General features: G+C 69.1%; 17 protein-coding genes. 16 read left to right on the top strand and 1 reads right to left on the bottom strand.

Translation table 11 applies throughout. From position 1 onward, the window contains the following. The first annotated feature begins 8 nt into the window (after positions 1–8). From efp to EQ874_RS10475, 15 genes are all read left to right on the top strand, one after another. Positions 9–572: an elongation factor P gene (gene efp, locus EQ874_RS10405; protein WP_016934777.1), complete on the top strand. Its 564-nt coding sequence runs from the start codon at positions 9–11 to the stop codon at positions 570–572. Next, the gene (gene nusB / locus EQ874_RS10410) at positions 573–1,082 is read left to right on the top strand and encodes a transcription antitermination factor NusB (protein WP_129976693.1); all 510 of its coding nucleotides are present in this window, start codon (positions 573–575) and stop codon (positions 1,080–1,082) included. A gap of 211 nt (positions 1,083–1,293) precedes the next feature. Then, positions 1,294–1,932 (top strand): bifunctional pyr operon transcriptional regulator/uracil phosphoribosyltransferase PyrR, encoded by a 639-nt coding sequence (gene pyrR, locus EQ874_RS10415; RefSeq protein WP_026003434.1) that lies wholly within the window; start codon positions 1,294–1,296, stop codon positions 1,930–1,932. Then, entirely contained in the window at positions 1,929–2,870 is a 942-nt protein-coding gene (locus tag EQ874_RS10420; RefSeq protein ID WP_016934774.1) for an aspartate carbamoyltransferase catalytic subunit, read from the top strand. Before pyrR ends, EQ874_RS10420 begins: the two co-directional genes overlap by 4 nt. A 44-nt stretch (positions 2,871–2,914) precedes the next feature. Next, positions 2,915–4,228, top strand: coding sequence for a dihydroorotase (locus EQ874_RS10425; protein WP_064064929.1), 1,314 nt, complete (start codon positions 2,915–2,917; stop codon positions 4,226–4,228). An 8-nt stretch (positions 4,229–4,236) separates the two neighbouring features. After that, on the top strand, positions 4,237–4,728 hold the full coding sequence (locus tag EQ874_RS10430; RefSeq protein ID WP_016935410.1) for a hypothetical protein: 492 nt from the start codon (positions 4,237–4,239) through the stop codon (positions 4,726–4,728). A 117-nt stretch (positions 4,729–4,845) separates the two neighbouring features. Continuing rightward, the gene (gene carA / locus EQ874_RS10435; RefSeq protein ID WP_064064928.1) at positions 4,846–6,027 is read left to right on the top strand and encodes a glutamine-hydrolyzing carbamoyl-phosphate synthase small subunit; all 1,182 of its coding nucleotides are present in this window, start codon (positions 4,846–4,848) and stop codon (positions 6,025–6,027) included. Further along, positions 6,028–9,372: a carbamoyl-phosphate synthase large subunit gene (carB, locus tag EQ874_RS10440; RefSeq protein WP_129976694.1), complete on the top strand. Its 3,345-nt coding sequence runs from the start codon at positions 6,028–6,030 to the stop codon at positions 9,370–9,372. Further along, the gene (pyrF, locus tag EQ874_RS10445) at positions 9,369–10,211 is read left to right on the top strand and encodes an orotidine-5'-phosphate decarboxylase (protein WP_129976695.1); all 843 of its coding nucleotides are present in this window, start codon (positions 9,369–9,371) and stop codon (positions 10,209–10,211) included. Before carB ends, pyrF begins: the two co-directional genes overlap by 4 nt. A 430-nt stretch (positions 10,212–10,641) precedes the next feature. Continuing rightward, positions 10,642–10,962 (top strand): integration host factor, actinobacterial type, encoded by a 321-nt coding sequence (gene mihF / locus EQ874_RS10450; protein ID WP_006551450.1) that lies wholly within the window; start codon positions 10,642–10,644, stop codon positions 10,960–10,962. Between the two features lie 64 nt (positions 10,963–11,026). Beyond that, positions 11,027–11,578 carry a guanylate kinase gene (gene gmk / locus EQ874_RS10455; RefSeq protein ID WP_016934195.1) on the top strand — a complete coding sequence of 184 codons (552 nt, stop codon included), beginning with the start codon at positions 11,027–11,029 and terminating at the stop codon, positions 11,576–11,578. Between the two features lie 75 nt (positions 11,579–11,653). Then, positions 11,654–11,956 (top strand): DNA-directed RNA polymerase subunit omega, encoded by a 303-nt coding sequence (gene rpoZ, locus EQ874_RS10460; RefSeq protein ID WP_016934196.1) that lies wholly within the window; start codon positions 11,654–11,656, stop codon positions 11,954–11,956. Further along, a complete protein-coding gene (gene coaBC, locus EQ874_RS10465; protein ID WP_064064925.1) occupies positions 11,953–13,236 on the top strand; it encodes a bifunctional phosphopantothenoylcysteine decarboxylase/phosphopantothenate--cysteine ligase CoaBC in 1,284 nt (427 codons plus the stop codon). Before rpoZ ends, coaBC begins: the two co-directional genes overlap by 4 nt. A gap of 134 nt (positions 13,237–13,370) precedes the next feature. Continuing rightward, on the top strand, positions 13,371–14,585 hold the full coding sequence (metK, locus tag EQ874_RS10470; RefSeq protein ID WP_016934198.1) for a methionine adenosyltransferase: 1,215 nt from the start codon (positions 13,371–13,373) through the stop codon (positions 14,583–14,585). A 17-nt stretch (positions 14,586–14,602) separates the two neighbouring features. Further along, positions 14,603–16,621 (top strand): primosomal protein N', encoded by a 2,019-nt coding sequence (locus EQ874_RS10475; protein WP_129976696.1) that lies wholly within the window; start codon positions 14,603–14,605, stop codon positions 16,619–16,621. 41 nt (positions 16,622–16,662) lie between these two features. Here EQ874_RS10475 and EQ874_RS10480 read toward each other — a convergent pair whose 3' ends face one another. After that, a complete protein-coding gene (locus tag EQ874_RS10480; protein WP_129976697.1) occupies positions 16,663–17,364 on the bottom strand; it encodes a hemerythrin domain-containing protein in 702 nt (233 codons plus the stop codon). Between the two features lie 287 nt (positions 17,365–17,651). Here EQ874_RS10480 and EQ874_RS10485 point away from each other — a divergent pair, with 287 nt between their 5' ends. After that, positions 17,652–18,662 (top strand): alpha/beta fold hydrolase, encoded by a 1,011-nt coding sequence (locus EQ874_RS10485; RefSeq protein ID WP_129976698.1) that lies wholly within the window; start codon positions 17,652–17,654, stop codon positions 18,660–18,662. The last annotated feature ends 27 nt before the right edge of the window (positions 18,663–18,689 follow it).

Raw genomic sequence — 18,689 nt, forward strand, 5'->3', positions numbered from 1 at the left:
CGAACCAAGTGGCTGATACCAGTGACTTCAAGAACGGCCTCGTTCTGAAAATCGACGGACAGCTCTGGCAGATCATCGAGTTCCAGCACGTCAAGCCGGGCAAGGGCCCTGCCTTCGTGCGTACGAAGCTCAAGAATGTGACGTCGGGCAAGACCGTCGACAAGACCTGGAATGCCGGTGTCAAGGTCGAGACCGCCACCGTCGATCGCCGCGACATGACCTACCTCTACAACGACGGCACCGACTACGTCTTCATGGACGGCGAGACCTACGACCAGATCACCATCTCGCCCGAGCTGCTCGGTACCAGCGCCGACTTCCTGCTCGAGAACATGCCCGTCCAGGTCGCGACGCACGAGGACGTCCCGCTGTTCGTGGAGCTCCCGGTCACGGTCGAGCTCGTCGTCCAGCACACCGATCCCGGCCTGCAGGGCGACCGCTCCACCGGCGGCACCAAGCCCGCGACTCTCGAGACCGGCGCCGAGATCCAGGTCCCGCTGTTCATCAACACCGGCGACAAGCTCAAGGTCGATTCCCGCGACGGCAACTACCTCGGGCGAGTGAATTCCTGAGTGTCCGGTAACCAGAAGAAGCTCGGGGCCCGCCACAAGGCCCGCAAGCGCGCCGTGGATCTGCTCTTCGAGGCGGAGGCCCGCGACGTGCATCCCGTCGACCTCGCCGCCGATCGCGTCGAACTCGCGATCGACGACGACCAGGTCGCACCGGTGCCGGCATACGCGCAGACCATCATCCGCGGTGTCGCCGAGAACCTCGACGAGACCGATCGGGTGATCGCCGACCACCTGCACGAATGGACCCTGGACCGGCTTCCCGCCGTCGACCGCGCGATCCTGCGCATCGCGGTCTGGGAACTCTTCCACGCGACCGACGTGCCGCCCGTGGTGGCGGTCGACGAAGCGGTCGAGCTGGCCAAGCAGCTGTCCACGGACGACTCGCCCGCCTTCGTCAACGGAGTACTCGGGCAGATCGTCGCCGTCGCCGACCAGGTGCGCGCAGCTGCCGCTGCCACCCTCGCCCGGCCGGCGCAGGCGTCGCAGGACCGGGAGTCGGACGAGTCCTGAGTTCGTCACCCTGTCGGGGCGAGCGACGACACGAGGCACCGTGAGTGGGCCCGGCGGGAATGTTCCTGCCGGGCCCACTCCGGCGTCCGGGAGGTCTGTGTTGCGCTTCACCCACCATCCGTGCCGAGGCGGACGTCGACGCTGATAGGCTCGACAACCGTCAGGCATCCTTTAACGATCCGTCCAGTGAGGCGGAGAAGGAGGTCGCTGCATGGCCGTGTCCGAGGACGGGTCCACAGCTTCTACCCCCACCGAGTCTTCCTCCACTCCTGCTGCGTCGTCCGGTACCGCCGTGCCGGCCCGCGAGCTGCTCTCCGCCGCCGACGTCCATCGGACGATCGCCCGGATCGCACATCAGATCATCGAGAAGACCGCGCTCGACACTCCCGACGACGCGCCGCGTGTCGTGCTCCTCGGAATCCCCACCCGCGGGATCACTCTCGCTCAGCGACTCGCCGAGCGCATCGAGGAATTCGCCGGTGTCCGGGTCCCGGTGGGTTCGCTCGACATCACGCTCTATCGCGACGACCTCCGCACGAAGCCGCATCGACCGCTCGAGCGCACCTCGGTGCCCGAGGGTGGGGTCGACAACACCCTCGTCGTGCTCGTCGACGACGTCCTGTTCTCGGGACGCTCCGTCCGTGCCGCGCTCGATGCCCTGCGCGATCTCGGTCGCCCCCGCGCCGTCCAGCTCGCGGTGCTCGTCGACCGCGGCCATCGCGAACTTCCGCTGCGGGCCGATTACGTCGGGAAGAACGTGCCCACCGCACGCACCGAGGATGTCCGCGTACTGCTCACCGAACACGACGGGCGCGACGCCGTCGAGATCTCCGGAGGCAAGGCTCAGTGAAACACCTGCTCACCATCGCGGATCTGACGAAGGACTCCGCGACGGGGCTTCTCGACGAAGCCGAGCGGTTCGAGCAGGCACTGCTCGGGCGTGAGGTGCGTAAGCTTCCCACGCTGCGCGGCCGCACCATCATGACCGTCTTCTACGAGAACTCCACCCGCACCCGTGTGTCCTTCGAGGTCGCCGGCAAGTGGATGAGTGCCGACGTCATCAACGTCTCGGCGTCGAGTTCGTCGGTGAAGAAGGGCGAATCGCTGCGCGACACCGCGCTGACCCTGCACGCCGCCGGCGCCGACGCCCTCGTGGTCCGCCACTCCGCTTCCGGTGCCGCACACCGGATCGCGCAGTGGACCGACGAATCCGGGTCCGGTCCGGCCGTGGTCAACGCCGGCGACGGCACCCACGAACATCCCACACAGGCGCTGCTCGATGCGCTCACCCTGCGTCAGCGCCTCGGATCGATCGAAGGCCGCCGCATCGGCATCGTCGGCGACGTACTGCACAGCCGGGTGGCCCGGTCGAATGCGCTGCTGCTGAGCATGCTCGGCGCCGAGGTCGTTCTCGTCGCGCCCCGCACCCTGCTTCCGGTGGGCGTGGAGACCTGGCCGGTGACGGTCGCCGATTCGCTCGAGGCGGAACTCCCCACCCTCGACGCGGTGATGATGCTGCGGGTGCAGGCCGAGCGGATGAACGGCGGGTTCTTCCCGTCCGCGCGCGAGTACTCGATCCGGTACGGGCTCAACGCCACGCGCGCGGCGCTGCTGCCGGACCATGCCGTGATCCTGCATCCGGGCCCGATGCTCCGGGGCATGGAGATCGGTTTCCCGGTCGCAGACGCCCCGCAGAGCGCGGTGCTGCAACAGGTGAGCAACGGTGTCCACGTGCGGATGGCGGTGCTCTTCCGCCTGCTCGTGGGGACGGAAGGGAACCTGTCGTGACCCACACTTCCCGCCCGGGAGATACAGGAACAGGAGACACACAGGTGACGCCGCAGGTGCTCATCCGCAACGTCCGCCTCTACGGCGAGGGCGATCCGGTCGACGTGCTGCTCGGCGACGAGCAGATCCTCGCCGTCGGAACCGACCTCGAGGTCGGCGACGACGCGGAGATCGTCGACGGCACGGGGCAGATCATGCTCCCGGGCTTCGTCGACCTGCATACGCATCTGCGCGAGCCCGGCCGGGAGGACACCGAGACCGTCGACTCCGGCTCGGCCGCCGCGGCGCGCGGCGGGTACACCGCGGTCTTCGCCATGGCCAATACCGATCCGGTCGCCGACTCGGTGGTCGTCACCGATCACGTGTGGCGCCGCGGCCGCGAGGTCGGGCTCGTCGACGTCCACCCCGTCGGTGCCGTCACCGTCGGGCTCGAGGGCAAGCAGCTCGCCGAGATGGGCACGATGGCCGCCGGTGTCGGCGGAGTGCGGATGTTCTCCGACGACGGCAAGTGCGTCTACGATCCGCTGCTCATGCGTCGCGCGCTCGAATACTCCGCCTCGCTCGGGGTGCTCATCGCCCAGCACGCCGAGGAACCGCGTCTGACCGTCGGTGCCGTCGCCCACGAGGGACCGACCGCGGCGCGGCTCGGCCTGGCCGGCTGGCCGCGCGCCGCCGAGGAGTCCATCGTCGCCCGCGACGCGCTGCTCGCCCGCGACGCCGGGGCGCGCGTGCACATCTGCCACGCTTCCACGGCCGGGACGGTCGAGCTCGTCCGCTGGGCACGCTCGCAGGGCATCGCGATCAGCGCCGAGGTCACGCCGCACCACCTGCTCCTCGACGACTCGCGTCTCGAGAGCTACGACGGCATCAACCGGGTCAACCCGCCCCTGCGGGAGCGGAGCGACGTCGAGGCACTGCGACGCGGACTGGCCGACGGGACCATCGACTGTGTGGCCACCGACCACGCCCCGCACGCCGAACAGGACAAGTGCTGCGAGTTCTCGCAGGCACGTCCGGGAATGCTCGGACTGGAGACGGCGTTGTCCGTCGTGATCGAGACGATGGTCCGGCCCGGGCTGCTGGACTGGCGCGGCGTCGCGAAGGTGATGAGCGAGCGTCCCGCGCAGATCGTGGGCCTCGACGACCAGGGCCGGCCGCTCGACGTGGGCGAGCCCGCGAACGTCGTGCTCGTCGACCCGGACACCGAGTGGACGGTGCACGGCCCCGACCTCGCGAGCATCTCCCACAACACGCCGTACGAAGACATGACCCTGCCGGGCCGGGTCACCACCACCGTGTTGCGCGGGCGGATCACCGCCCGCGACGGTGAGGTGTTCCCACGCACGGGCGAAAGGTAGGAACCGGCATGGATCGCCTTTTTCTCACCGTCGGTTTCCTCGCGCTGTGGGTCGTGCTCGTCCTGCTGATGTGGAAGGGCTGGAAGGGACGCGCCCGCCGGCAGCAGGACGCCGTCGGCGAATTGCCGACCGTGCCCGCGGAGCTGGGGGAGCGGCTCGTCGAGCCGAGCACGGGCCTGTACGTCGGCAGCACCCTCGCGCCGAGCTGGCAGGACCGCGTCGCGGTCGGCGACCTCGGACACCGCGCGAACGCGGAACTGTCGCGCTACCGATCCGGTGTCCTGCTCGAACGCGACGGTGCATCCCCGATCTGGATCCCGCAGGATTCGATCCGCGCGATCCGCACCGAGCGCGGGCTGGCAGGCAAGGTCATGTCCAAGGACGGGGTGCTGGTCATCCGCTGGGAGCTGCCCTCGGGGACCGAGATCGACACGGGCTTCCGCGGCGACGACAAGTCGATCTACCCGCTCTGGACGAACGGGAACGACGAAAGATCTTGAGACGGTGACGATCACAACGACGATGACGATCACGACGAACAACACGACGATCACGACACGCGAGATCTCAGCCCGCGCGGCCGGCTCTGGTGCGGTCGATAAGAACGGAGACAACGCATGAGCGGCAGAACATTCGGCGGCGGCACCGCGGTGCTGGTCCTCGAGGACGGACGTGCCTTCCGCGGCACCACTTTCGGCGCGGTCGGCCAGACGCTCGGCGAGGCCGTGTTCACCACGGCAATGACCGGCTACCAGGAAACCCTCACCGATCCGAGCTACCACCGCCAGATCGTGGTTGCCACCGCACCGCAGATCGGCAACACCGGCTGGAACGACGAGGACAACGAATCGGTCGGCCCCGACGGCAACGCGGCCGACTCGAAGATCTGGGTGGCCGGCTACGTGGTGCGCGACCCGTCGCGCACCACCTCGAGCTGGCGCGCCACCGGTTCCCTGCAGGACGAACTCGAACGGCAGAAGGTCGTCGGGATCGCGGGCATCGACACCCGCGCGCTGGTACGGCACCTGCGCACCCTCGGCTCGATGCGCGCGGGAATCTTCTCGGGCGACGCACTCGCCTGGAACGGCGACGACCTCGACATCGACGCCCTCCTCGACCGCGTCAAGGCGCAGCCTCCGATGCTCGGCGCGAATCTCGCACGTGAGGTCACGACCACCAGCGGCTACGTCGTCGAACCCGAGGGTGAGGCGCGCTTCGACGTCGCGGCCCTCGACCTGGGGATCAAGAGCAACACCCCGCGACTGCTGGCTGCGCGCGGGATCCGCGTGCACGTGCTCCCCGCCACCACGACCCTGCACGACATCCTCGACCTGAAGGCCGACGGCGTGTTCCTGTCCAACGGTCCCGGTGATCCCGCGGCGGTCGGCGACGTGGTGCACCTGACGAAGGAGATCCTCGGCCAGGGGCTGCCGTTGTTCGGTATCTGCTTCGGCAACCAGATCCTCGGTCGCGCGCTCGGCCTGAACACCTACAAGATGAAGTTCGGCCACCGCGGCCTGAACATCCCGGTCATCGACCACGAGACCGGGCAGATCGCGATCACCTCCCAGAACCACGGCTTCGCGCTCGAAGGTGAGGCCGGCCAGGAGTTCGACACCCCGTTCGGGCGCGCGAAGGTCACCCACACCTGCGCCAACGACGGTGTCGTCGAGGGCGTCCGACTGCTCGACGGTTCGGCGTTCTCCGTGCAGTACCACCCCGAGGCGGCGGCCGGTCCCCACGACGCCGTCGACCTGTTCGATCGTTTCACCCGCCTGCTCGAGGGAGAGAAGAACTAAATGCCACGCCGTACCGATCTCTCCCACGTCCTGGTCATCGGGTCCGGCCCGATCGTCATCGGGCAGGCTTGCGAGTTCGACTACTCGGGCACCCAGGCGTGCCGGGTGCTCCGCGAGGAGGGCCTTCGGGTCTCCCTCGTGAACTCGAACCCGGCCACGATCATGACCGACCCCGAGTTCGCCGATGCGACCTACATCGAGCCGATCACCGCCGACTACGTCGAGAAGGTCATCGCGACCGAACAGGCCAACGGCACGCCCATCGACGCGGTGCTCGCGACCCTCGGCGGCCAGACCGCACTCAACACCGCCGTCGCGCTGTCCGAGCGCGGCATCCTCGACAAGTACGGCGTCGAACTCATCGGCGCCGACTTCGACGCCATCCAGCGCGGCGAGGACCGGCAGAAGTTCAAGGACATCGTCACCAAGTGCGGCGGCGAATCCGCTCGCTCGGCCGTCTGCTACACGATGGACGAGGTCCGTGCGACCGTCGCCGAACTCGGCTTCCCCGTCGTGGTGCGGCCGTCCTTCACCATGGGCGGCCTCGGCTCCGGCATGGCCTACGACGACGCCGACCTCGAGCGCATCGCCGGCGGTGGCCTCGCGGCCTCGCCCACCGCGAACGTGCTCATCGAGGAATCCATCCTCGGCTGGAAGGAATACGAGCTCGAACTCATGCGCGACGGTGCCGACAACGTCGTCATCGTCTGCTCGATCGAGAACGTCGACCCGGTCGGTGTGCACACCGGCGACTCGGTGACCGTCGCCCCCGCGATGACGCTCACCGACCGCGAGTACCAGCAGATGCGCGACCTCTCGATCGCCATCCTGCGCGAGGTCGGTGTCGACACCGGCGGCTGCAACATCCAGTTCGCGATGGATCCGCGCGACGGCCGGCTCGTCGTCATCGAGATGAACCCGCGCGTGTCGCGGTCGTCGGCGCTCGCGTCGAAGGCCACCGGCTACCCGATCGCGAAGATGGCCGCCAAGCTCGCCATCGGCTACACCCTCGACGAGATCGTCAACGACATCACCAAGGAAACGCCGGCCTGCTTCGAACCGAGCCTCGACTACGTCGTGGTCAAGGCCCCGCGGTTCGCGTTCGAGAAGTTCCCCGGTGCCGACGGCACTCTCACCACCACCATGAAGTCGGTCGGTGAGGCCATGTCGATCGGCCGCAACTTCACCGAGGCCTTCGGCAAGGTGCTGCGCTCGCTCGAGACCAAGTCCGCCGGTTTCTGGACCGGCCCCGAGGTCGAGGGCACGCTCGAGGAGATCCTCGAAGAGATCCGCACTCCCACGGACGGCCGGTTCTACCGGATCGCCCGGGCGCTCGAGCTCGGCGCGACCGTCGAGCAGCTCTTCGACGCCACGAAGATCGACCCGTGGTTCCTCGAGCAGTTCGCGTACATCGTCGAGCTGGGCGAGGACGTCCGCACGGCCGAGCAGTTCGGTGCCACCGAGCTGCGCTACGCGAAGCACCACGGTTTCTCCGACCGGCAGATCGCGGCGCTGCGCCCGGCGCAGTTCGCCTCCGAGGACGATGTCCGTGCCCTCCGTCAGGAGCTGGGCGTCCACCCGGTCTACAAGACCGTGGACACCTGCGCGGCCGAGTTCGAGGCGAAGACGCCGTACCACTACTCGACCTACGAGCTCGACCCCGCGGCCGAGACCGAGGTCGTCGAGCAGCGCGACAAGCCCAAGGTGCTCATCCTCGGTTCCGGCCCGAACCGCATCGGACAGGGCATCGAGTTCGACTACTCGTGCGTCCACGCCGCGCTGACGCTGTCGGAGGCCGGTTACGAGACCGTGATGGTCAACTGCAACCCCGAGACGGTCTCGACCGACTACGACACCGCCGATCGCCTGTACTTCGAGCCGCTGACCTTCGAGGACGTCCTCGAGGTCTACCGCGCCGAGTGCGAGTCCGGCACGGTCGCCGGCGTCATCGTCCAGCTCGGCGGTCAGACCCCGCTCGGCCTGGCGCGCCGCCTGAAGGCCGCAGGCGTGCCGATCGTCGGTACCTCGCCCGAGGCGATCGACCTCGCGGAGGATCGCGGCGAGTTCGGTCGCGTGCTCGACGAGGCCGAGCTGCCGGCCGCGAAGTACGGCACCGCCACCACCTTCGAGGGTGCGCGCGAGATCGCCGCGGGCATCGGCTACCCGGTGCTGGTGCGCCCGTCCTACGTCCTCGGCGGTCGCGGTATGGAGATCGTGTACGACGAGAAGGCACTCGAGACGTACATCTCCAATGCGACCGAGATCTCCGACGACCGCCCGGTGCTCGTCGACCGTTTCCTCGACGATGCGGTCGAGATCGACGTCGACGCGTTGTGCGACGGCACCGACGTGTACATCGGCGGGATCATGGAGCACATCGAGGAGGCCGGGATCCACTCCGGTGACTCGGCCTGCGCGCTGCCGCCGATCACGCTCGGCCGTGCCGACATCGAGAACGTGCGCCGTTCGACGGCGGCGCTCGCGAAGGGCATCGGCGTCAAGGGCCTGCTCAACGTCCAGTACGCGCTCAAGGACGACATCCTGTACGTCCTCGAGGCGAACCCTCGCGCCTCGCGCACGGTGCCGTTCGTCTCCAAGGCCACGGCGGTGCAGCTCGCCAAGGCCTGTGCTCGGGTGATGCTCGGCGAGTCCATCGCGGATCTGCGCGCCGCGGGCATCCTCCCGGCGGAGGGCGACGGCAGCGACGTCCCGCTCGACGCGCCGGTCGCGGTGAAGGAAGCGGTGCTGCCGTTCAACCGGTTCCGGCGTGCCGACGGCACGGGCATCGACACCCTGCTCAGCCCGGAGATGAAGTCCACCGGTGAGGTCATGGGCCTCGACGACGACTTCGGTACCGCGTTCGCGAAGAGCCAGACCGCGGCCTACGGCTCCCTGCCCACCTCGGGCACGGTCTTCGTCTCGCTCGCGAACAAGGACAAGCGGTCGATGATCTTCCCGGTCAAGCACCTCGCCGATCTGGGCTTCCACATCATGGCCACCGTCGGCACGGCAGAAGTGCTGCGCCGCAACGGTGTTCCCTGCGAGCAGGTCTACAAGGTCTCGGGCGAGGACAAGCCCGAGGGCGCGCTCGACATCGTCGATCGCATCCGCGCCGGCGACGTCGACATGGTCATCAACACCCCCTGGGGCAATGCCGGTCCGCGCGTGGACGGCTACGAGATCCGCAGCGCGGCGGTCGCCGCGAACATCCCGTGCGTCACCACGGTGCAGGGTGCCTCCGCCGCGGTGCAGGGCATCGAGGCGGCACTGCGCGGTGAGATCGGCGTCAGCTCGATCCAGCGGATGCACGCGCGACTGCGCGGCGCACCCGCCGAACGGGCGTGACGCCCTTCGGGCAGCGACTCGCGGACGCCCTCGGGCGCCGCGGGCCGCTGTGTGTGGGCATCGATCCGCACCCGGGGCTCCTCGCCGCATGGGGTCTCGGCGACGACGTGGACGGTCTGGCCCGGTTCAGCGAACTGTGCGTCGAGGCGTTCGACGATACCGTCGCGGTCGTCAAGCCCCAGGTGGCGTTCTTCGAGGCATACGGCTCCGCCGGCCTCGCGGTGCTCGAACGCACCATCGCCGGGCTGGGGGAGACGGGCGTGCTCGTGCTCGCCGATGCAAAGCGCGGCGACATCGGTTCCACGATGGACGCCTACGCCCGGACCTGGCTGTCGGACGGCTCGCCGCTGCGTTCGGACGCCGTGACCGTCTCCCCGTATCTGGGCTTCGGTTCGCTCGCCCCTGCGCTGGATCTGGCGGCCGGGACGGGCCGCGGGGTATTCGTGCTCGCGGCCACCTCCAATCCCGAAGGTGCGCAGGTCCAGCGGGCCCGGGTCGCCGACGGGCGCACCGTGGCGCAGGTCGTGGTGGACGAGTGCGCCGCCCGCAACTGCGCCGACGCGAGCGGCGGAGCGGCAGAGCTCGGATCCGTGGGTGTGGTGGTCGGAGCGACCCTCACCGAGGCGCCCGACCTGTCCGCCCTCCACGGGCCCATCCTGATGCCCGGAGTGGGCGCCCAGGGCGGCACCGCCGACGACGTGCGCCGACTCGTGGGCGACCACCTGCGGGCCGTCGTGCCCAACGTCTCACGGGACGTGCTGCGGGCAGGTCCGTCCGTCGCGGGGCTGCGGGCCGCCGTCGCCCGCACGTTGGACGGCTTCGCCTTCCTGACGGACTGAGACGTTCGACTCTCGTGCCCGGATCGCCACGCGCGGTCCGGGCGCGAGTCGTACATACCGCTGGTATGCACTCTGACCTGCGCTCGGAGCGGCGCGACACGCGGAATGGGAAGAAAAATTTCTCGGGCCGCCGAAGTGCCCGAACGTCCGGTCGCCGATCCCGTGAGCCGCTCGGCGCGCTGCGGACCTCTCCGGCGCCCCGGATACCCACTCACCTGCAGTTTTCCCCCATTTGGGCAGGTCGCGGCGATGCGCGGACGCGCACCGGAGGGCGCGGAATCCGCTGCGGAATCGGCGTGCACTACCGCACGGATTTTCGAGCGGAACGCCGGGGGGTGGGTTCGCATTCGTCGGTGGTCGTGAGTACGGTCGCTATCGCCGCTGGTTGCAGCGGTGAAGACTCGAAAGCCAACGATGAGACGGAGGAACCGTGGCCCTTCCCCAGCTGACCGATGAGCAGCGCGCCGCTGCTCTGGAGAAGGCGGCTGCTGCCCGTCGTGCCCGGGCTGAGCTCAAGGAGCGCCTCAAGCGCGGCGGCACCGACCTCAAGCAGGTGCTCAAGGACGCCGAGAACGACGAGATCCTCGGCAAGATGAAGGTGTCGGCTCTGCTCGAGGCCCTGCCGAAGGTCGGCAAGGTCAAGGCGCAGGAGATCATGACCGAGCTGGAGATCGCCCCGACCCGCCGTCTGCGCGGCCTCGGCGACCGTCAGCGCAAAGCCCTGCTCGCCAGGTTCGATTTCGACGCCTGAGCACGTGGTAGCTGACGCACGAACCGTGACGGACAGCGTGCCCGCAACGCGGAGGGGCCGGCTGGTGGTACTGGCCGGGCCCTCCGCGGTGGGTAAGTCGACCGTCGTACGCCTGCTGCGGAGCCGGATCCCGGATCTGCACTTCAGTGTCTCGGCCACCACCCGGGACCCGCGACCGGGCGAGGTGGACGGGGTGGATTACCACTTCGTCGGCCGCGCCGAGTTCGACCGGATGATCGACGCCGGTGAACTGCTCGAATGGGCCGACATCCACGGCGGTCTGCAGCGTTCGGGCACGCCGGCCGAGCCGGTGCGCGACGCACTCGCCGAGGGACATCCGGTGCTCGTGGAGGTCGACCTCGCGGGAGCACGGGCCGTCCGCGCCGCGATGCCGGACGCAGTACTGGCCTTTCTCGCCCCGCCCAGTTGGGAGGTGCTCGTCGAGCGCCTCACCGGCCGAGGCACCGAAACCGACGAGGTCGTCGCTCGCAGGCTCGATACCGCCCGCAGCGAACTGGCCGCGCAGGACGAGTTCGATGTCGTGATCGTCAACGACGACGTCGACCGGGCCTGCGATGAATTGGTATCCTTGTTGGTCGGACCCGGAGCCGACTGACCGTCCGCGCCTCGTGCGCGTCCGGCCGCCGGTTTCGGTGCCCCCTTATTCAGCGACATCTCAGGAGAACACCGAGTGAGCAGCATCCAGGCAGCCGCGACCGACCTCGAGGGCAACGCCCTCCCGGTCTACGACACCCCCTCGGGTATCACCAACCCGCCTATCGACGAGCTGCTCGAGCGCGCCTCCTCGAAGTACGCGCTGGTGATCTACGCCGCCAAGCGGGCACGCCAGATCAACGATTACTACAACCAGCTCGGCGACGGCATCCTCGAGTACGTCGGCCCCCTCGTGGAGCCGGGCCTGCAGGAGAAGCCGCTGTCGATCGCCATGCGCGAGATCCACTCGGATCTGCTCGAGCACACCGAAGGCGAGTGAACAACCCCGCTTCGAGCGGCGAGGCCGGATCCGTGCAGCGCCGCCGCATCGTCGTCGGTGTCGCCGGCGGCATCGCCGCCTACAAGTCCTGCGCACTGATCCGCGCGTTCACCGAGAGCGGCCACCACGTGCGGGTCGTCCCGACGGAGTCCGCCCTCGAATTCGTCGGCCGCGCCACCTTCGAGGCGTTGTCCGGCAACCCCGTCGAGACCGGTGTATTCGCCGACGTGCCGCAGGTTCCGCACGTGCGGCTCGGTCAGGAGGCCGACCTCGTCGTCATCGCTCCGGCGACCGCCGACCTGATGGCCCGGGCGGTCGCAGGTCGCGCCGACGACCTGCTCACGGCGACCTTGCTCACCGCGCGGTGCCCGGTGATGTTCGTGCCCGCGATGCACACCGAGATGTGGGAGCATCCCGCCACCGTCGACAACGTCGCGACCCTGCGCCGCCGCGGGGCGGTGGTCGTGGAACCCGCGTCCGGCCGGCTCACCGGCAAGGACACCGGAGCCGGGCGGATGCCCGAACCCGACGAGATCTTCACTCTGGCCGCGTTGCTGCTCGAACGCGCCGACGCGCTGCCTCGCGACCTGGCCGGACGCCGCGTCGTCGTGTCCGCCGGTGGCACCCGCGAGCCCCTCGATCCGGTGCGCTTCCTCGGCAACCGGTCGTCCGGCAAGCAGGGCTACGCACTCGCACGTCTCGCCGCGCAACGCGGCGCCGACGTGACCCTCGTCGCCGGCAGTGTCGCAGGTCTCGACGACCCGGCCGCGGTCGACGTCGTCCGGGTGCAGACGGCCGCGCAGATGCAGGACGCCGTCGCCAAGCACGCCTCCGGCGCCGACGCTGTGATCATGTCCGCGGCCGTGGCCGATTTCCGGCCGTCCACCTTCGCGATCAGCAAGATCAAGAAGGGGAAGGGCGAACCCGACTCCATCGCGCTGACGAAGAACGACGACATCCTCGCCGGGCTCGTCCGGGCACGCACCGAAGGGGGCCTCTCCGCGGAGACGGTCATCGTCGGGTTCGCGGCGGAGACCGGCGACGAGCACGGTGACGTGCTCACCTACGCCCGGGAGAAGCTCGCCCGCAAGGGATGCGATCTTCTCGTCGTCAACGCCGTCGGAGAAGGCAAGGCGTTCGAGGTCGACGACAACAACGGCTGGTTGCTGTCCGCGGACGGTTCGGAAACCGCCCTCGCTCACGGATCGAAGGCCCTCATGGCCAGCCGCGTACTCGACGCGCTCGGACCTCTGCTGGCGGAACGCAGCAGAATCGGGTGATTTCAATACTCGCGTCGACGCCTGCGGAGCAGTAGCGTCGGCACTGCGATCGGGTCGTTGCGGCCCGTTCGAGGAGCGCACGCTCCACACGGTTTGTCCGTCCAGCGCCTGGCGCATAGTCGAGAGGGAGTTTCGTGGCCAAGACCGGCGGTCGTCTTTTCACCAGTGAGTCCGTGACGGAAGGACATCCGGACAAGATCTGTGACGCGATCAGCGACTCGGTTCTCGACGCGCTCCTCACCGAGGATCCTCGTGCCCGGGTAGCGGTGGAAACTCTCGTGACCACGGGGCAGGTGCACGTGGTGGGTGAGGTCACCACCTCCGCATACGCCGACATCCCCAAGATCGTGCGCGATTGCGTGCTCGAGATCGGCTACGACTCGTCGTCGAAGGGCTTCGACGGCAACTCCTGCGGCGTCAACATCGCCATCGGCGCCCAGTCCCCGGAGATCGCCGGTGGCGTCGACGTCGCCCTCGAAGCGCGCAGCGGTGTGCTCACCGACGACGAGGTCGCGCTGCAGGGCGCCGGCGACCAGGGACTGATGTTCGGATACGCGTGCTCCGATACGCCCGAGCTGATGCCGCTGCCGATCTCCCTCGCCCACCGCCTGTCCCGGCGCCTCACGGAGGTCCGTAAGTCCGCGGTCCTGCCGTACCTGCGCCCCGACGGCAAGACCCAGGTCACCATCGAGTACGACGGCGACAAGCCCGTCCGCCTCGACACGATCGTCATCTCGACGCAGCACGCCGCCGACATCGACCTGAACAACCTGCTCACGCCGGATCTGCGCACCCACGTCGTGGACGCGGTGCTCGCCGACCCGAATCTGGCCGATCTCGACACCGCCGACGTGCGTCTGCTGGTCAACCCGTCCGGATCGTTCGTCCTCGGTGGCCCCATGGGTGATGCCGGCCTGACCGGCCGCAAGATCATCGTCGACACCTACGGCGGTATGGCCCGTCACGGTGGTGGCGCGTTCTCCGGCAAGGATCCGTCGAAGGTCGACCGTTCGGCCGCCTACGCGATGCGCTGGGTCGCCAAGACCGCCGTCGCCGCCGGCCTCGCCGAGCGCATCGAGGTGCAGGTCGCCTATGCGATCGGCAAGGCCGCTCCGGTCGGTCTGTTCGTCGAGACCTTCGGCACCGAGAAGACCGACCCGGCCCGCATCCAGCAGGCGATCGGCGAGGTCTTCGACCTGCGTCCGGGCGCGATCATTCGCGACCTCGACCTGCTGCGCCCGATCTACGCGCAGACCGCTGCGTACGGTCACTTCGGCCGTACCGACATCGACCTGCCGTGGGAGAACACCGACCGCGCCGACAAGCTGCGCGCGGCCGCCGGTCTGTAGATTCCGATCGGGCCCGGGTGGCTGCCGATTTCGACGCCGCCGAGGTCGATCCGGTCGCGCGGGTTCTCCCGCTGCTGCCGGTTCCGCACCTCGACCGGGAGTTCGACTACCTGATCCCGTGCGAGCTGGACGCGGACGCCCGTCCGGGCGTCCGCGTCCGCGTCCGCTTCGCCGGACGCCTCGTCGACGGTTTCCTGCTCGCGCGCGCCGCGTCGAGCGATCACACCGGCAAGCTGGGCCGCCTCGACCGGGTGGTCTCGTCCGAGCAGGTCCTCACACCCGAGATCGCCGCTCTGGCGGAGGAAGTCGCGACCCGTTACGCCGGGACCCGGGCCGACGTGCTGCGTCTGGCGGTACCTCCGCGACACGCACGCGTCGAGGCCGAGGCGCCGCGCACACCGGAAATTCCGCCTGCCCCGGAGATCGATCACGGGGCATGGGGCCGGTACCGGCACGGCGAGAACTTCCTCGAAGCGCTCGGTGGCGGCCGTGCCCCGCGCGCGGCGTGGCAGGCGCTGCCCGGTGAGGACTGGCCCCGTCGGCTCGCCGAACTCGCCGCGCTGACCCTGGCCTCGGGAAAGGCGGCCGTGCTCGTCGTCCCCGACCAGCGCGACCTCGACCGCCTCGTGTCGGCGTGCGCCGATGTCGCCGGGGCCGATCACGTCGTCGGCCTCGCCGCCGGTCTTGGGCCGGCCGAACGCTATCGGCGTTGGCTCGCGGCATTGAGAGGCTCCGCGCGGATCGTCGTCGGGACCCGTGCCGCGGTGTTCGCGCCGACACCCGATCTCGGGCTTCTCGTGGTGTGGGACGACGGCGACGACCTGCACTGTGAGCCGCGGTCGCCGTATCCGCACGCCCGCGAAGTGGCCGCCCTGCGCGCCCACGCGGTCGGTGCCGCGATCGTGATCGCCGGGCACGCGCGCACCGCGGAGACCCAGGCACTCGTCGACGCCGGATGGGCGCACGACCTCGTGGCGCCCCGTGACGTCGTGAGGGCGTGCGCTCCCAAGGTCACAGCCCTCGCCGACAGCGACCAGGCACTCGCGCGGGACCCGGCCGCGCGTGCCGCAAGACTGCCGGCCATCGCGTTCGCCGCCGCGCGGTCCGCTCTCGCGTCGGAGCGCCCGGTCCTCGTGCAGGTACCACGGCGCGGTTACGTGCCCGCGTTGGCGTGCGGCAAGTGCCGGGCACCCGCTCGGTGCCGGCACTGCAACGGTCCGCTCGCGCTGCCCACCGCGGCCGGGCCCGACGGAGCCGCGATCCCGGCGTGCCGGTGGTGCGGTGTCGCCGACGCGCGGCACCGGTGCCACGCGTGCGGTGCACGTTCGTTGCGGGCTGTGGTCGTCGGGGCGGCTCGCACCGCAGAGGAACTGGGACGCGCCTTTCCCGGTGTGCCCGTCGTGACCTCCGGCGGAAACGAGGTCAAACACGCGGTGCCCGGTTCGGCGGCGCTCGTCGTCGCGACCGTGGGAGCCGAACCGGTCGCCGAGGGCGGTTACGGGGCGGCGCTGCTCCTCGACGGGTGGGCGTTGCTCGGTAGAGCCGATCTGCGTGCCGCCGAGGAGACGCTGCGGCGCTGGCTCACGGCGTCGGCCCTCGTGCGCTCGTTCGCCGAGGGGGGACAGGTCGTGGTCGTCGCGGATTCCGGGATCCCCACCGTGCAGGCACTCGTGCGCTGGGATCCAGTGGGACATGCCCGATCCGAGGTCTCCGAACGAGCCGAGGTCGGATTCCCTCCCGCGGTCCACATGGCCGCGATCGACGGGTCGTCGGCGGCGGTCGCCGAACTGCTCGGGGCCACACACCTGCCCGAGGGAGCCGAAGTACTCGGACCCGTACCGCTACCGCCGGGACAGCGACTGCCGTTCGGATCCGACGGGCCCGAACCGGAGGACGTGCACCGGATGATCGTGCGGGTCGCACGGGAGCGCGGTCGCGCACTCGGTCGGTCCCTGCGCGACGCGCAGGCCACCCGCACGGCACGTCGCGCGGACGGGCCACTGCGGGTCCAGGTGGATCCGCCGCGTATCGGTTGATCCGGCCACGGGAGGATCTCTCCGGATCCTCGCCTCGCGCCTTACGCCGCTTTCGGAATCGGTTGCGAAGGAATGGATGCGGCTTCGGAACCCTTCCACAGCGCTGCGAACTCGTGGCGGTGTCGTATGCCGAGGATGTGCAGCAGGATGAAGCGCGGCACCGGCGGCACGAGATGCACGACGTGATCTCGCGACGACGCGTCGAGGCCGTCGATGAGCCAGTTCCCCTCCTTGCCGAGTTGCTGCATTCCCTTCGGCCCGATGTTGAATTCGTCGTCCCACGCCCGCCACTGCGCATCGGTGATGCTCTTCGAGACCAGCGGCATCATCTCCCGTTCCTCGAGTTCGAGGTGGGGGAGCAGAACCTCGGACAGCCGGGACAGAGCGGCCCCGAGCGCCTCTCCGGAACCCGGACGGTCGGAGCGGAGGTCGAGGGCGGCGGCCTCGACGGCCGAGATCGCCGGTTCGATCGTGCGGTGGTCGGTGTTCATCCTGTCCACGAGTGGGCCGGCTTCGGAGTTGCATCGCAGCACGAGCGGATAGAGCCCCTTGTCCTCGGACTCGTGGTGGTGGTGCAGGAAGTCCATCATCCACAGCACGTGGTCGGCGAGAGCCATGCGATGGGTCTCCTGCCAGGTCTTCGTGGCGGTGGCCACCTCGATACGAAGGAGGTCGCGGCGCAGGGCCGAGTGCACGATTCCCATGATTCGGGTATCGGCGGGTCCGTCGGGATCGGTGATCATGACGTCTCCGGTGGATCGGTGAGCAACGGCACATGCGAAGTGCAGGTCGAGATGTGCGAGGACGGTGAGGACACCGTGTTCGCACCGTACAGTTCCGTCGGCGGAGGCTGTTCTCAGTGTGGAACCGCCGTGGATCGAGCGCAAGGTCCATCAGGCTCCTGTCGTACGCAGAAACGACAGCGACACACCGTGCGGGAGATACCATTCGTCACAGTAGCGAAGCTGGTGATTGTGACCGATCTCTTTCGTAGGTGCCGGGAAGGCGTGCAGAAGGAGAGGACGGACGAATGAGAGCCGGGCGGAATGTCGGCGGTGTCGTCGGCCTGTGCGTCGCCGCGATGCTCACTGCCGGTACAGCGGCGGCGCAGCCGATCTCGCCCGGTGACGGGCCGATCCTCGGTCTCGGTGAGGGTTCCGTCAGCAGCGTGCCGGTCCCGGCGGGACCGGTGGCCACCGGCCACGCCGAAGCAGCCGAGTATGCCGAGAACAATCCTGACACCGCGCCGGCGGGCAGTAACGACTTCTCGTGTGTGCCGTCCGAGGAGCACCCCCGCCCGGTGGTGCTCGCGCACGGCACCGATTCCGACGCGTACTCCGACTTCGCCGCGCTCTCACCGCTGCTTGCCGCATCGGGCTGGTGTGTGTTTGCACTGAACTACGGTCTCGCCGACGGCGCCGACGACTACGGCACGGGTGACATCCGGGTCTCCGCAGCACAGTTCGGCGACTTCGTCACCGAGGTACAGGACGCCACCGGTGCGGAGGAGGTGGACGTCGTCGGCTATTCGCAGGGAGCCACCGTCGCCCGGTACTACATCAACGAACTCGGTGGCGCCGAGGTCGTCGACCGGTGGGTCGGAATGGCGTCACCCACCTACGGGGGCACCTTCTACGGAATCGGTGCGGCCGTCGCCACGCTGCCCGGAGCGACAGACATCGTCGAGGGCGAATTCTCCGTCGCGCTCGTGCAGCAACTCGAGGGATCGGAACTGCTCGCCGAACTCAACACGCCCACCGACACCGTTGCCGGCGTGCGGTACACGACCATCGGCACCGAGGTCGACGAGGTCATCCAGCCGGCCGGCAACGTCGCACTGCGCGGGGGAGGCGCGACCAACTACGTCATCCAGGAGCTGTGCCCGCAGGATCTGACCGGTCACTTCAACATGGTCTACGACTCGTTCTCGCTGCAGCTCGCCCGGCACGTGCTCGATCCCGATCGGTACGCGCTCGGTGAATGCGACCCCGTCGCGCTCGGTACCGGCATCCCCGAACTGATCCTCCAGTCCAACACCTGACCGTGACGAGAGCCCGCACGGCGCGGT

This window comes from Rhodococcus sp. Q1, from assembly GCF_004153645.1.
GTDB lineage: Bacteria > Actinomycetota > Actinomycetes > Mycobacteriales > Mycobacteriaceae > Rhodococcus > Rhodococcus gordoniae.

What these genes read in the sequence shown, in the direction of transcription:
- pyrR (WP_026003434.1), top strand. Translation starts at nt 1,294, where the DNA reads ATGGCCGTGTCCGAGGACGGGTCCACAGCTTCTACCCCCACCGAGTCT.
- EQ874_RS10430 (WP_016935410.1), top strand. Translation starts at nt 4,237, where the DNA reads ATGGATCGCCTTTTTCTCACCGTCGGTTTCCTCGCGCTGTGGGTCGTG.
- carA (WP_064064928.1), top strand. Translation starts at nt 4,846, where the DNA reads ATGAGCGGCAGAACATTCGGCGGCGGCACCGCGGTGCTGGTCCTCGAG.
- carB (WP_129976694.1), top strand. Translation starts at nt 6,028, where the DNA reads ATGCCACGCCGTACCGATCTCTCCCACGTCCTGGTCATCGGGTCCGGC.
- EQ874_RS10480 (WP_129976697.1), bottom strand. Translation starts at nt 17,364, where the DNA reads ATGATCACCGATCCCGACGGACCCGCCGATACCCGAATCATGGGAATC.
- EQ874_RS10485 (WP_129976698.1), top strand. Translation starts at nt 17,652, where the DNA reads ATGAGAGCCGGGCGGAATGTCGGCGGTGTCGTCGGCCTGTGCGTCGCC.